This window comes from Rhodopirellula islandica (assembly GCF_001027925.1).
Lineage (GTDB): Bacteria > Planctomycetota > Planctomycetia > Pirellulales > Pirellulaceae > Rhodopirellula > Rhodopirellula islandica.
Window position 1 is genome coordinate 144522 of record NZ_LECT01000038.1, and the last position, 14678, is coordinate 159199.

Annotated in this window: 9 protein-coding genes; 7 read left to right on the plus strand and 2 right to left on the minus strand. The window is 58.3% G+C overall.

Going from position 1 to position 14678, the window contains the following annotated elements:
* Positions 1-9 precede the first annotated feature (9 nt).
* The 5 genes from RISK_RS18715 (at position 10) to RISK_RS33645 (ending at position 10271) form a co-directional block, all read left to right on the plus strand.
* A complete protein-coding gene (locus RISK_RS18715; RefSeq protein WP_047815949.1) occupies positions 10-1347 on the plus strand; it encodes a sulfatase family protein in 1338 nt (445 codons plus the stop codon).
* A 152-nt stretch (positions 1348-1499) separates the two neighbouring features.
* Positions 1500-3680 carry an FdhF/YdeP family oxidoreductase gene (locus RISK_RS18720; RefSeq protein ID WP_047815840.1) on the plus strand — a complete coding sequence of 727 codons (2181 nt, stop codon included), beginning with the start codon at positions 1500-1502 and terminating at the stop codon, positions 3678-3680.
* A 1481-nt stretch (positions 3681-5161) separates the two neighbouring features.
* Entirely contained in the window at positions 5162-6409 is a 1248-nt protein-coding gene (locus RISK_RS18725) for a hypothetical protein (protein ID WP_047815841.1), read from the plus strand.
* A 67-nt stretch (positions 6410-6476) separates the two neighbouring features.
* On the plus strand, positions 6477-10130 hold the full coding sequence (gene ccsA / locus RISK_RS18730; protein ID WP_047815842.1) for a cytochrome c biogenesis protein: 3654 nt from the start codon (positions 6477-6479) through the stop codon (positions 10128-10130).
* Positions 10131-10271: a DUF1589 domain-containing protein gene (locus RISK_RS33645; protein ID WP_150122631.1), complete on the plus strand. Its 141-nt coding sequence runs from the start codon at positions 10131-10133 to the stop codon at positions 10269-10271.
* 10 nt (positions 10272-10281) lie between these two features.
* On the opposite strand, the gene RISK_RS18735 is transcribed toward RISK_RS33645, so the two are convergent.
* Positions 10282-11142, minus strand: coding sequence for a class I SAM-dependent methyltransferase (locus RISK_RS18735; RefSeq protein WP_047815843.1), 861 nt, complete (start codon positions 11140-11142; stop codon positions 10282-10284).
* Complete coding sequence (locus tag RISK_RS18740) at positions 11130-11960, minus strand: phosphoribosylformylglycinamidine synthase subunit PurQ (RefSeq protein ID WP_047815844.1); 831 nt, start codon at positions 11958-11960, stop codon at positions 11130-11132. Before RISK_RS18740 ends, RISK_RS18735 begins: the two co-directional genes overlap by 13 nt.
* A gap of 331 nt (positions 11961-12291) precedes the next feature.
* On the opposite strand from RISK_RS18740, the gene RISK_RS33125 reads away from it, so the two are divergent.
* Together RISK_RS33125 and RISK_RS18750 are read left to right on the plus strand one after the other, a co-directional pair.
* A complete protein-coding gene (locus RISK_RS33125; RefSeq protein WP_236696437.1) occupies positions 12292-13167 on the plus strand; it encodes a Uma2 family endonuclease in 876 nt (291 codons plus the stop codon).
* Between the two features lie 49 nt (positions 13168-13216).
* Positions 13217-14605: a class-III pyridoxal-phosphate-dependent aminotransferase gene (locus RISK_RS18750; protein WP_047815845.1), complete on the plus strand. Its 1389-nt coding sequence runs from the start codon at positions 13217-13219 to the stop codon at positions 14603-14605.
* The last annotated feature ends 73 nt before the right edge of the window (positions 14606-14678 follow it).

A 14678-nucleotide genomic window follows, 5' to 3' on the forward strand; every position in this document is an offset into this window, starting at 1 on the left:
CCACCCAACATGAACGCTCCCCACCGTTTGCTGCTGGCGTTGCCAGCCATTTGCTTCGCTCTTCTGTTCCAGGATCCCACCTCCGCTGAAGACGACCAACTGAACGTCGTTGTCATTCTCAGTGACGACCAGGCTTGGACCGACTACTCGTTCATGGGACACCCCCAGATCGAGACACCCAACCTGGACCGTCTGGCGAAGGAAAGCCTCACGTTCACCCGCGGCTATTCGCCGGTCAGCCTGTGCCGTCCGTCGCTCGCCACCATCATCAGTGGCCTCTATCCCCACCAACATGGAATTGTTGGAAACGATCCGCCATGGGCTGGCATGGAAGACGGCAAGCGTCGACCAGCGCACAACGAACCGGCTTACGTCAAAGCCCGGATGGATTACCTGCAGCACGTGGACCAATTGGATTGTCAACCCGAACTACTCGCTCCCCACGGCTATCGCAGCCTGCAAACGGGCAAGTGGTGGGAGGGCAAACCAGCTCGTGCGGGCTTCACCGACGCGATGACCCACGGTGACTTCACCCGCAACGGTCGCCACGGTGACGAGGGCCTGAAGGTTGGCCGAGAAGGAATGCAAGTCATCGATGACTTCCTGGCTGACACGCAAGACAAAAAACAACCGTTCTATCTCTGGTACGCACCGTTCTTGCCACACACGCCGCACAATCCACCCGAGCGTTTGCTGGCCAAATACCGCGACAAAACTGACTCGCTGCCAATGGCCAAGTACTGGGCCATGTGCGAGTGGTTCGACGAAACCTGCGGCGAACTGCTCGGTCTGCTCGACAAACATTCGCTCGCCGAAAACACGCTGGTCGTCTATGTCACCGACAACGGCTGGATCAACGAAACCGCCGCCAGCCGATACGCCCCTCGCAGCAAACGCAGCCCCAACGAAGGCGGAACCCGCACCCCGATCATGTACCGTTTGCCCGGCGTGATCGAACCCCGTATGGACACCACTCATCTGGCATCCACCATCGACGTGGTCCCAACGGTTCAGCACCTGCTTGGATTCGAGGTCCCCGAAGGCCTGCCCGGGATCGATGTCCTTGACGCCGACGAACTGGAATTGCGAGACGCTGTCTATGGAGAGATTTTCGAACACGACATCCAATCCATGGACGATCCCTCCCCAAGTTTGCGATATCGCTGGGTCATCCAAGGCGACTACAAGTTGATCGATCCATCCAGTCGCATGACGGGCCAATCGCCTGAGCTCTACAATGTTGTGAAGGACCCGCACGAGAACCAAAACTTGGCGGACCAAAAGCCCGAGATGGTCGAAGCACTGCAGTCCTTGCTGGACGAATGGTATTCACCCGACTCGGCATGATCTTCGACTCGCCATCGCGGGAACGACGAGTGAAGTAGCGAAAGTCGTCAAGACTTTCGGGGCATCGTGGAGAAAAGCCTTTCGGGGCATGACTGTGAAGGCCGTCATTCTCGACGAATTCACTCCTCCCTCAATCTTGAAAGACGAATTCGATGAAAGTTGGCAGCGGTGGTGGCTTCCGAGCCATTTGGTACACGTTCAAAAAAGGGCGTGAGACCGGAAGTGTTTGGAAGCTCTACCAAGCCATGCGGACTCGCAACTCTTGCAAGACCTGTGCGGTCGGCATGGGAGGCCAAAAAGGCGGCATGGTCAACGAAACGGGCTCGTTCCCCGAGGTCTGCAAAAAGAGCTTGCAGGCCATGGTCGCGGACATGCAGCCCGGGATTGAACCGCCATTCTGGAAGAAAACCTCAGTCGAACAGCTCGCGGCCATGACACCCCGCGAGCTCGAACATCTCGGCCGCTTGATCCATCCGGTTCGCTACCGCCAAGGTGACTCGCACTACGAAACAATCACCTGGGAAGAAGCCTTCGACACCATCGCGGGCAAGCTCGCGTCGCTCTCACCCGAAGAAACGTTCTGGTACTTCAGCGGACGCAGCAGCAACGAAGCCGGTTTCCTGTTGCAGTTGCTCGCTCGTGTCTATGGCACCAACAACGTCAACAACTGCAGCTTCTACTGCCACCAAGCCAGCGGTGTCGGGCTGCAATCCAGCATCGGCAGCGGGACGGCAACGATCCAGCTCGAGGACCTGGAGAAATCCGACTGCGTCTTCTTGATCGGCGGCAACCCGGCCAGCAACCACCCTCGGCTGATGACCAGCCTGATGCACGTCCGCCGTCGCGGTGGCAAGGTCATCGTCATCAACCCGGTCGAAGAAACGGGGCTGGTCAAATTCCGAATCCCCAGCGATCCGATCTCGTTGCTCAAAGGCACCAAGGTGGCGACGCACTACGTCAAGCCACACATCGGTGGTGACTTGGCGTTGCTCTGGGGCATCGCGAAATCCCTGCAAGAAACCAACCAAATCAATCTGCCATTCCTGCAGAAACACTGCCGCGGTCACGAGGAATACCTCGCCGCGCTGCAGGCCTTTGAGTGGGAAGAACTCGAACACAAATCTGGCATCAATCGATCCGAAATGGAGTCGATCGCAGCGGTGTACGCCAAGAGCGAGCGGGCTGTGTTCTCGTGGACAATGGGAATCACCCACCACGCTCACGGCGTTGAGAATGTCCAGGCGATTGCCAACCTCGCCATGTGTCGCGGCATGCTTGGCCGCCCAGGCAGTGGCTTGATGCCGATTCGCGGGCACAGCAATGTGCAGGGCATCGGCAGCGTCGGCGTCACGCCCAAACTCAAGCAACAAATCTTCGATGCGTTGCAAGCACACTTCGGCGTCGAACTTCCAACCACCGAAGGTCTCGACACACTCGCCTGCATGGAAGACGCCGCATCGGGAAAAATCAAAGCCGGGTTCTGCCTGGGCGGCAACCTGTATGGCTCCAACCCGGATGCAACCTTCGCCGGCGAAGCCCTGTCGAATCTCGATCTCAACGTGATGATGAACACCACGATGAACACGGGACACGCTCACGGACTGGCCAAAGAAACGATTATCTTGCCCGTCCTCGCTCGGGACGAAGAACCCGAACCGACCACGCAAGAATCGATGTTCAACTTCGTCCGACTGAGTGACGGCGGGCCTCGCCGATTGCCAGGACCGCGGAGCGAAGTCGAGGTCATCGCGACGCTAGGCGAGCGATTGCTTCCCGATGCGAAAGGCATCGACTGGAAACAAATGCATCACACTTCGACGATCCGAGACTGGATCGGCCGGGTCGTGCCGGGTTACGGAAAGATCAGCTCGATCGATCAAACCAAAGAAGAATTCCAGATCGACGGACGCACGTTCTACGATCCCGAATTTGGAACCGAGGACGGACGAGCGGTGCTGCACTGCCACACGATCCCCCATCTCAAAGGAACCGCCGAAAATGAACTGCGGTTGATGACCGTCCGCAGTGAAGGCCAGTTCAACACCGTCGTCTATGAAGAAGAGGACCTGTATCGCAACCAAGATCGCCGGGACATCATCTTGATGCACCCCGATGACCTGCAGCGACTCGGGCTGACCCACGACCAACGTGTGACAGTCATGAACGAAATTGGATCGATGCCCGGCATTCTGGCTCGTGGCTACGAGAAAATCCGTGCCGGGAACGCACTGATGTATTACCCCGAGTCGAACGTCCTGGTCGCTCGCTACGCCGACCCGCAAAGCAAAACGCCAGCCTTCAAAGGCGTGGTCGTCCGCGTTGTACCAGAGTGATCGCGATTCCGCATACCAGCCCCGTTTCCGCACACCAGCCCCCTGAGCGACGACAGCCGCAAAAGCCACGAAGTGGCGGCAGGTTCTAGCCATTGGCGTCAGCCAATGGACAACGCAGCAAACGATTTCCCCAAGTCCCGAAATGGACGACAGGTCGCACACCCCAATCCGCTCCTGTCACCCCTTCGGGGTTTCCCGGCTGCCCGTGATTTCGTGTCCACAGGCTGACGCCTGGGGCGACAACCTGTCACCGCTCCGCGGCTGCACCTCCGCACACCAGCCCCCTGAGCGACGACAGCCGCAAAAGCCACGAAGTGGCGGCAGGTTCTAGCCATTGGCGTCAGCCAATGGATAACGCAGCAAACGATTTCCCCAAGTCCCGAAAGGGACGACAGGTCGCACACCCCAATCCGCCCCTGTCACCCCGTCGGGGTTTACCAGTTGCCCGCGATTTCGTTCCCACAGGCTGACGCCTGTGGCGACAACCTGTCACCGCTTCGCGGTTGCACCTCCGCACACCAGTCCCAGAGCGCAACAACAGCCGAAACAGCCACGAAGTGGCGGCAGGTTCTAGCCATTGGCGTCAGCCAATGGACAACGCAGCAAACGATTTCCCCAAGTCCCGAAAGGGACGACAGGTCGCACAACCCAATCCGCTCCTGTCACCCCTTCGGGGTTTCCCGGCTGCCCGTGATTTCGTGTCCACAGGCTGACGTCTGGGGCGACAACCTGTCACCGCTCCGCGGTTACACCTCCGCACACCAGCCCCAGAGCGCAACGGCAGCCGGAACAGCCACGAAGTGCCGGCAGGTTCTAGCCATTGGCGTCAGCCAATGGACAACGCAGCAAACCATTTCCCCAAGTCCCGAAAGGGACGACAGGTCGAACACCCCAATCCGCTCCTGCCACCCCTTCGGGGTTTCCCGGCTGCCCGTGATTTCGTGTCCACAGGCTGACGCCTGGGGCGACAACCTGTCACCGCTCCGCGGCTGCACCTCCGCACACCAGCCCCCTGAGCGACGACAGCCGCAAAAGCCACGAAGTGGCGGCAGGTTCTAGCCATTGGCGTCAGCCAATGGATAACGCGAAAAACAATCTGATGGAGTCCTGAAGGGACGGCAGGTCGCTCATCCGTCCCACTCTCCTGCGGCCGAATTCGCCGGAATTCCGACTTCCCTCCCGAAACCGTGGCAGCCCCCGAGCCCGCGACGCTTTGCCACCCCCTCCACCGAAAACACCCCGCTCACGCAATCCATTGACTTCGTGATGAGAACAAATCGGACTGCGGTCGCGTTTCAATAGTCATAGCAGCTAATCTGAGCTTGGATTCGCGTGAAAATCAGTCACCATGATGGATGGCGGTTTTCAGACAACGTTTCTGGTGAAATTGCCAGTTTTGAGCGATTCCAATGCGATTTGCCGCTGCTCCCCGCCTCCCCACACTCTTCGTCGTCCCACCTATGTCGTCCCCCATTCGTCGCATGCCTGATTTCCGCCGGACGTCATGCGTCCCGATCCTTGCCAGCATCCTGTGCCTTGGCTGGTTGAGTGTGCTGGCTGGATGCTCGCAAGAAGCACCGATCATCACTTACCAGGTGCCGACCAAAATGCCCGCGGTCTTGGCCGCCGAAGACACTCGCATGATCGCTGCGATTTTGCCGCAAAAGGACCAAGCTTGGTTCTTCAAAATCATGGGCCGCCAATCGGCGGTCGACTCGATCGAGGACACCTTCCGGGAGTTCGTCGAGAACATCGAGTTCGAAGACGGCAAACCCAACTTGGACTCGGCACCAGCCGACTGGCGAAAAGGCGCGGACAAAGCGATGCGTTTCGCTTCGTTCGACATCAACACCCCCGCTCAACAACTCGACCTCAGCGTCTCCCAACTTTCTCGCATGGATGACTGGTCCGCACTAGTCGTCATGAATGTCAATCGCTGGCGAAAACAGGTCGGGCTGTCGGACAGCAAAGAAGAATGGGCCTCCGCCGAGACCATGACTTGGTCGGACTCAGACTCGGAAGAGTTGGCCGACGCTCCCGCGATTTGGGTCGATGTCACCGGGCGTCCTGCCGATTCCGGGCCGCCGATGATGGCTGGCGGAGCACCGTTTGCCTCGATGGCGGGTGGCCCCATGACAGGTGGCCCTTCCAGTGCAGCTCCCGCATCCGACCCGCACGCTGGTTTGCCACGCGATGCACAGGAAGCGATTGAACAAGCCAAAGCCAGTGGCGAAGCGATGCCGGCAGAAAAGGAAAAAGCGTTCCCGAAAGAGTCCGCCAGCGATGACGCCCCCAAATCCGACCCGGCTCTCGACTTTGACCGTCCCGAAGGATGGCGGGACGGACGGATGAGCATGATGCGAATGGCTGCCTTCAACGCCGGTCCCGAAGAAGCTTCCGCAGAGATCACCGTGATTTCCGCCGGTGGCGACCTGCGTGGCAACGTGGCACGTTGGATGGGCCAGGTCGAGGGCGGCCAACCCGAGGACACCGATGTTGACGAAGCCCTCGAATCCGCCGAGAAACTGACCGTTGCCGGACGCGACGCCCAACGGTTTATCCTGCATCCCAAAGACAAGAGCGACGACAACCAAGCATCCTCGATTGATGCGACGATCGTGCCGCTTGAAAATGACTTCAGTCTGTTCATTAAGATGGTCGGCCCCGCTGATGTGATCGCGGACCAAGACGAAGCGATGCGAAGTTTTTTGAAGTCCCTGAAGTACTGAGCTTCAAAACAACCGCCCTGCCCTCCCCACCGCTTCCGCGGCGAACCCACCTTTCAAGAGTCTTCCGATGGCATCCGTCACCAACGACACTCACGTCACTGACGATCGCACCTCATCCTTGATGAGTTGGCTGACACCAACGCGATTGCTCGCCTTGGCAGGATCGCTCAAATTCACCGTCGCTCTGTTCGCGATGTCGATTGTGCTGGTGTTGGTCGGCACGTTGGCGCAAGACGAAATGAACATGCAGGAAGTCAAACAACGGTACTTCCTCTCGTGGGTCGCTCCGTTGCACTTGGACGACTTTTTCCCGCAAGCCTTCTACCGTCACGCGCAGCCGATCCCGGGCATCCTGCCATTTCCCGGCGGAGCGATGATCGGAATGCTGCTGATGGTCAACCTGATTGCAGCCAAGATCACCCGGTTTCGCTTGCAAGCCAGCGGCGGACGCCTGGCGGCAGGGCTCGCACTCTTGGTTGCCGGCATCCTCGTCGCCGGGGTCATCGTCTTCACCGGACACAATGACGACGGTCTGCAAGGCACGCCGCCGAGTTGGTTGTCTTACGATCGGCTGTGGGCGGTGGTCCTGGCAATCCTATCCATCAGTGCGGTCGCGACGGGCGTGATGGCTTCCTCGGTCAAACTCCCCAGCCTGCGTTGGCTGACGTACTTCGTCACCGGAGCCTTGGCGTTGACGGTGTTGTATTGCTTGTTCACCGGAACCCGGATCGATGATCCCGGACTGCGAATCGTCTGGCAACTCGCCAAGGGCGTCGGAGCTGGCTTGATCATGTTGGTCGGATGCCAATTGGCATTTGGCAAACAAGGCGGCAACGTGCTGCTGCACCTCGGCGTTGGGTTGCTGATGTTCGGGCAGTTCGCGTTTGGTGACCGCCAAATGGAGCAACGCCTCAGCCTGGTCGAAGGGCAATCAACGAACACGTTTGTGAACTTGGACGAAGTCGAACTGCAGTTCATCCAAACGGAAGAGGAATTCCAAAACGTCGTCGCTGTTCCGGCTCAAAGATTGGCCGACGCCGCGTCGGCCAAGTCGACGATCGAGAACGATTCGCTGCCGGTCAAAATCAAGGTGCTCGACTACTTCGACAACGCTGGCATCCAAGACCGTCAGGACGACGATCCCGCTACCAAGGGAATCGGGCTGGAAGTTTCCGCTGTGGAACGTCCGAAATCGGGCGGCGCCGACATGGCAATGAACTTGCCCGCCGCTTATGTCGAACTGCTCGACCCCAAATCCGACGAATCGCTGGGGGTCTTCCTGGTCAGTCAATCCATCAACGACCGCGAAATGTTGGTCCCCGATGGAACGTCCAAAGACATGTTCGATTCCATCACCGTCGGTGAGAAAGAATACGAAATCGGATTGCGTTTGCACCGCGAAGTCAAACCGTACTGGGTTCAGCTCGAAGACGTTCGTCGGGTCAACTACAGCAACACCGACACACCGCGTGATTACTCTTCCTTCATCCGCATCGTCGACAGCGAAACCGGTGAAGATCGCAAGGAACGCGTTTGGATGAACAACCCGCTTCGCTATCGCGGCGAAACGTTCTATCAATCCAACTACACGCCACTTCCCGGTGGCAAGGAGCTGACCGGCATTCAAGTCGTCCGCAACTCCGGATGGCTGATCCCGTATGTCGCCTGCAGCATCACCGGGCTGGGAATGCTGGTCCACTTCTGGGGAACACTCACGCGATTCATCTCGCGTCGCCGACGTGAAAACGAACGAGCCTTGGCCGAATTCGGCAGCGAAGAATCGGATGGCGATTCCAAATTTGCAGAAGGCATGGAGGGCTCCGCCACCCCCGCGTCTCGGAAGAACCTGCCCGTCATCATTTATCTCGCGGCAATCGCGGCATTGGTCACCGTGATCCTCGCCCCCAGTGTCTCACTGAAGAACAAACTGAAGCCCGTTGACCGAGCCAGCGAATTCGATTTGGCGGCACTCGGACGAATCCCCGTTCAATACGGGGGTCGCGTGATGCCGCTGGACGCCTATGCCCGGCAGACAATGAAAGCGATGACCAACAAGGATTCATTGCCACTGGATGCCGCCCCAAGTGAAATCAAAGATCGAGTCGAAACCAAAAAGCTGTCCGCGGTGCAGTGGCTGATGGAAGTCGCCATCGACGAACCAGCACTGCGTTACCTTCCAATGTTCCGCATCGATGCCGAAGAGATTCGTGCGGAACTGGACCTGGATCGCCGCGAGAGCAAACTCTATTCGTTGGACGAAATCGGCGAAAACCTGGAGCGATTCACCAAGATGGTGAAGGACGCTCGCGAAAAAGAATCGCTGGACCAAGATTTCAAAGACAAGAAGGCGATTGAACTCGACATGCGAACCCGGCAGTACACCGTTGCCGCCGCCGCGATGCGGTTGCCCGTTCCCGAAGACATTCCTGCGGAGTTCTTCCCTGAGGGCACCAATGAACAAACTCGCCAATTGTTCGCGCTCCGTCAGCTGGAACGGCAAATGAACAGCCTGGCACAAATGCCGGCTCCGGCCATCATTCCGCCTTCCATGGAGCAAGCCACCGACAGCGAACAACAAGCCGACTGGACCGCGTTCGCACCCGCCTTTTTCAACATGGCCAAGAATGGCATCGCTCCCAAAGACAGCCAACCTGGCATTCGCACCTTTGGCGAATTGATTCGCGACTACGGTGACGGTGACCCCGCTGCGTTCAACGAAACCGTCGACGCGCACCTGGCCGCGGTGCAAGCTTACAAGGTGCCCGGCTACGATCACTTTGCCGTGTCGCTGGAACAATGGCTGGGTGCCGCCAACCCAACCGCCATTGCCACGGGGCTCTATATCCTGGCGATCATCTTGGGGCTGATCTACTTCGCAGTGGATTCGCCTCGACTTGGCAATGCGGTTTGGGGCACCATCGCGATCGCGTTTGTCATTCACACGATCGTGATTCTGTCTCGGGTGTACATCACCGGTCGTGCCCCCGTCATCAACCTTTACTCTTCGGCCATCTTCATCGGCTGGGCAGCGGTGTTGTTCGGCTTGGTCGTGGAACGGATCTTCCGCTACGGCACTGGCAACATGCTCGCCGCCGTCGCTGGCATGATGACTTTGCGAGTCGCTTACAACCTCACGCTGAACGTCGGCCAAGCCGAAACGATGGGCGTGCTGCAAGCGGTGCTCGACACCCAGTTCTGGCTCAGCACGCACGTGATCAGCGTTTCGCTCGGATACGTCGCGACGCTGGTCGCTGGCTTGCTCGGCATCGGGTACTTGATCTCCGGTTGGATCAACGCCAGCGATCGAGCCCGCCGCGATTTGTATCGCTGTGTTTACGGGGCCTCCTGCTTTGGCATCCTGTTCAGTTTCATCGGCACCGTGCTCGGTGGGCTTTGGGCCGATGACTCGTGGGGCCGATTCTGGGGCTGGGACCCGAAAGAAAACGGAGCGCTGTTGATCGTGATCTGGAACGCATTGATGCTCCACGCTCGCTGGGACGGCATGGTCAAAGCACGCGGGTTCGCCATCTTGGCCATCGGCGGCAACATCATCACCGCCTGGAGCTGGTTCGGCACCAACGAACTGGGCATTGGTCTGCACAGCTATGGTTTCACCGAAGGCATGCTTCGCAACCTCGCGATCTTCTTCGTCACCCAATTCGCGTTCATCGCCGCGGGTCTGCTCATTCCTCCACGAAACCCGCTCTCCGACGAGTCGTAAATCGGTAGGCCAGGTTTTACCTGGCAACCACGCCGATGCTTTGGAACAAAGCGAGGCGTGTTCCCGGTCGGGCATGTCATTGACGTGGTAAATCGTCCAGCCAGTAACCATCGCCAGGTGGAACCTGGCCTACGGCGATGATTCCATCGCCTCATTCGCAACGAGAAAACACGTACTCGTTGCATCCCCAGCCCGATCCAACCGTCGTCAGGTTGTCGAGCACAAACCCTTTTTCACGCAGTGGCAGAACGATGGCTTCTGGTTTGGCAACCTCAAACGGGAGGCCACCAATCCAATCGACCCAGTCATGCCAGGCGTTCATGCCGCGGTCAGACTTCTTCGCTCGCCAATCCGCGAACGGCAGCGGGTTGCGGCCTCGAGCCAGCCTCGCCAGTGCGAACTTCAGTTCGTAGCAACCTGCGACCAGAACGACATACGCCGGACGTAAAAAGGCAGGCAGGCGATGATAACCTTGCTTGATCCGCAACCATCGTCGGCTCCCGCCACCTTGATCGTTGTAGATCGCAATCGCGTACTGACCACCAGGTGCGACCACCGATGAGGTTGCCTCGATCGCCGCGTTCATTTGGCCGGTGTGATGGAGCACTCCCCAACAGTAGACAACATCAAACGTCCCAAGCGAAGTCAACCACTCCGCATCGAGCGCCGAGCCTTGCTGGACCTGCCATTGCTCAGCCACAGCCGAGTCCTCCGTGACCGCTCGATCGCGAAGCTCTCGAGTGCAAGCCACGCTGTCATCGTCCAAATCCACGCTGACGACTTCGGCACCCATCGAAACAGCCGCCAAAGAAAACAGACCGCTGCCGGATCCAATGTCGAGGAACCGTTTGCCTGCCAGCGATTCCACTTGCAAGAGCGCCTTCAAAGAAGACGTTGCGTGCTGCAGCCGTTCGGTGTCAAACCGATCCAGAAACGACGCCCAGTTCTTGCCAAACGCGAACCGAGTTTCCGACTCTTCGACGAGCGTCACAGGCTCACTCAAGCAAACCACTCCACCGCGTTTCGGAACATCTGCAATCCTTCGCCGTGCTCAGGCTGCTCTTTGCGACGAGTCCAAAACGGATGCTGAGTCGCGTCAATGTGACGCTCGGGGTGCGGCATCAAACCGAACACGCGGCCACTGGCATCACACACTCCGGCCACGTTGGCATCACCACCGTTGGGGTTGATCGGGAACGGCAACGTTTCGGATTGGATCTCGCCCGATGGTTCGCAGTATCGCAGAGCCAGTCGTCCAGCCGATCGCAACTCTTCCAACACCTCCGCGTCGCGAGCGATGAACTTGCCTTCGGCGTGCGCCATTGGCAGGTACATCTGTTCGATGTCTCGCAGGAACACGCAAGGCGTTTTGTCGACGGCCAAATTCACCCAGCGGTCTTCGAATCGACCGTGATTGTTCCAAGTCAATGTGGCGGGTGGAATCGAGTCGTCCGCCGATTCGGCGGGTCCGCCTGCGGTTTGCAATTGCCCGACGCCACTGGTCAAAACGCCCAACCGCATCAGAACCTGCATCCCGTTGCAAATCCCCAGCACAAGATTGTCGCCGCTGTCGACGAAGTGATGCATCAAGTCACCCAGGTGCCGCCGCATCCGAGTCGCCAGAATTCGGCCGGCCGCGATGTCGTCGCCGTAGCTGAATCCACCGGGCAGACAGAGGATTTGGTAGCGGCTCGCCAAAGCCGCGTTTTCCATCAATCGCCCGACGTGGACGCGTTCAGCGACCGCGCCGGCCAACTCAAAAGCGTGAGCGGTTTCGACGTCGCAGTTGGTACCGGGAGCACGCAGGACAAGAACGCGAGGCTGAGGCATGGAAAAGCAGCTTTTCAGGCAGGTAGGTGAACAAAATCCAATCCGCAAAGCTTAGTTTTTCGGGTCAACGGTCGGAAGTGTGTGACCAACCACAGAACGGTTTTTTCAAGGGATGTCACTCCGAAGGGTCAAAAGTAGCAGCAATCCGACAGCGAGGCTAAACTATTCAGGTTCGACCGCCGCTGCAGCCCTGATCACCGGAACCTTCGATGGACCCCCTCGAGGAACTGATTCAACCGATCCGTCATTCACCGCAACTGCCGTTGTTGGTCGATCGTTTGACGCAGCAACTTCAAGCAGAACGCGACGCCGAGAGCGTTTCTATGACGAGATGACGCCCGAACAAAAGATCGAGTTCATCGATGGAGAGGTCGTTTTGCATTCCCCCGCTCGCAATCGTCACCTGGACGCCACGCTCAATGCCGCAAAGCTGATCCACACCTTCGTGTCGCGTCATCGTTTAGGGACGGTCAAAACAGAAAAGTGCCTCTGCGTTTTTCCTCGAAACGATTACGAACCAGAGATCGTCTTTTTCGGCCCTGAAAAAACCTCCCAGTTCCAACCCGAGACGATGAAATTCCCGGTACCGGATTTAGCCGTGGAGGTTTTGTCATCCTCCACCGAATCACGTGATCGCGGGGTCAAATTCGAAGACTACGCAGCCAACGGGGTCGGCGAATACTGGATCATCAACACCGAAGAAGCGACCATCGAACAATTTGTTCTCGAAAAGGAGACCTACCATTTGCGAATGAAATCCTCCTCAGGACGCCTGGTCAGCAATGTCATCACCGGCCTGGAGATGGATGTCGAAGCCATCTTCGACGACGAGAAAAACCTCGTGCACTCGCTCATATACTCACCGAAGGAACTACGAAACAATGATAGTCGCCTCATGGCCTGGACCGACGGCACCAGAGTAGAACAGTTGTCCCCAACTGTTCCGTCGAGCGTTTCTCCAACGCCAAGCCTTGTTGCCCCCCATCCCACTGCCAACCGCTCGCGTCACGCTGCTTCGACGGCACTCACCCGTCACGCAAACATTTGGGGACAAATGTCCTACTCTGGTGTCGTTTTCAGGCCACAAAGGACGCGAAAAGCACGAAGTGGCAGTGATGGTCCGAATTCTTGGCGAATCCGGCTACACGGTGCCCCCGTGATTGCCAAGAACCGAACCGGGAACCAAGATGCGTGCTCTCTGTTGTAGCTCGGGGGCCCCCCTCGTTTGATACCGTTTTCGCCAATCGCTTTTGAACATGCTTCACGCCGAATCACTTCGTCAGGACCCCCGGATCGCACAAGCCAAGCAATTGATTGCCGAGGCGATGCGTGATCATTCCGCTTCCATGACGGATGTTTCGCCCAGCGATCCCGACCAATCGGCGAGCTACCAATCCCTGATCGACGGGTTCACCTCGGTCCGAGGCGGCCCACCCATCTGGCCCTACTTCGCGTCCGGACTCGGAAACGGTCCCTACGTCGAACTTGCCGACGGCAGCGTCAAACTGGATTTCATCGGCGGAATCGGCGTGCACGGCGGTGGTCACTCCAACCCCGACCTGGTTTCGGCCAGCATCGATGCGGCGATCGAAGACACGGTCATGCAGGGAAATCTGCAGCAGAACCCGGCCAGCGTCGAAATGATGCAGCGACTCGTCTCGCTCGCCTCCGAATCGGGAGCACCACTCGAACACGTGTTGCTTTCCACCAGCGGCGCGATGGCCAACGAAAACGCATTGAAACTCGCGTTCCACCACCGACAGCCCGCCGACCGAATCATCGCCTTCGACAATGCCTTCGCCGGGCGATCGATTGCGTTAGCAGCCTTGACCGACCGACCCGCCTACCGAAACGGTTTGCCCGAAGCGATCCAAGTCGACTACTTGCCCTTCCTGCATCCAGACCATCCCGAGAAATCTCAGCGATGGGCCGTCGATGAATTGAAACGATTGCTCCAACGTTACCCAGGCAAGCACGCTGCTTTCTGGGCCGAACCGATCGCAGGCGAAGGCGGCTACTACCCCGGCAGCCACGATTTCTTCACGGCATTGTGCGAGCCACTGCGAGAAGCCGGTGTGCCGGTCATCTTCGACGAGGTGCAAACGTTCTCGCGAACCAGCCGACCATTTGCGTTTCAACATTACGGCCTGGACCAGTTCGCGGACATCGTCACCGTTGGCAAAATCACTCAGGTCTGCGCGACGCTGTACCGAAACGACTTCCACCCCAAGGCACCGATCCTCAGCCAAACGTTCACCGGATCGACGTCCGCGATTTCGACCGGACTGGCGACGTTGGATGCATTGCAATCCACCCATTGCTTCGGTGCGGACGGCGGAAACATGAAACGCCACGCCTACTTTGCCGAGCAACTTCAAAAGCTGGCCGAGAAATACCCCGGTTCGATTTCAGGTCCGTTCGGCGAAGGCATGATGATCGTGTTCACACCCGGCAAAGGCACACTCGATCACGCCAAGTTGCTGATGAACTTGATGTTCGAAGAAGGCTTGCTCGGATTCCTCTGCGGAGCCGAACCGGCGCGTTTGCGTTTCTTGCCGCCACCGATGATCACCACCACCGAACACATCGACGCTGCGATCAAGTTGCTCGACCGATCCCTCGAGAAGTTCGTTTCGCAAAAGTAAGAATCGAACCGTAGTGGACGAAGCAATGAGTGGATCACAAAGCTTCATGACCAGCAGATTCGATCGCCTGAAC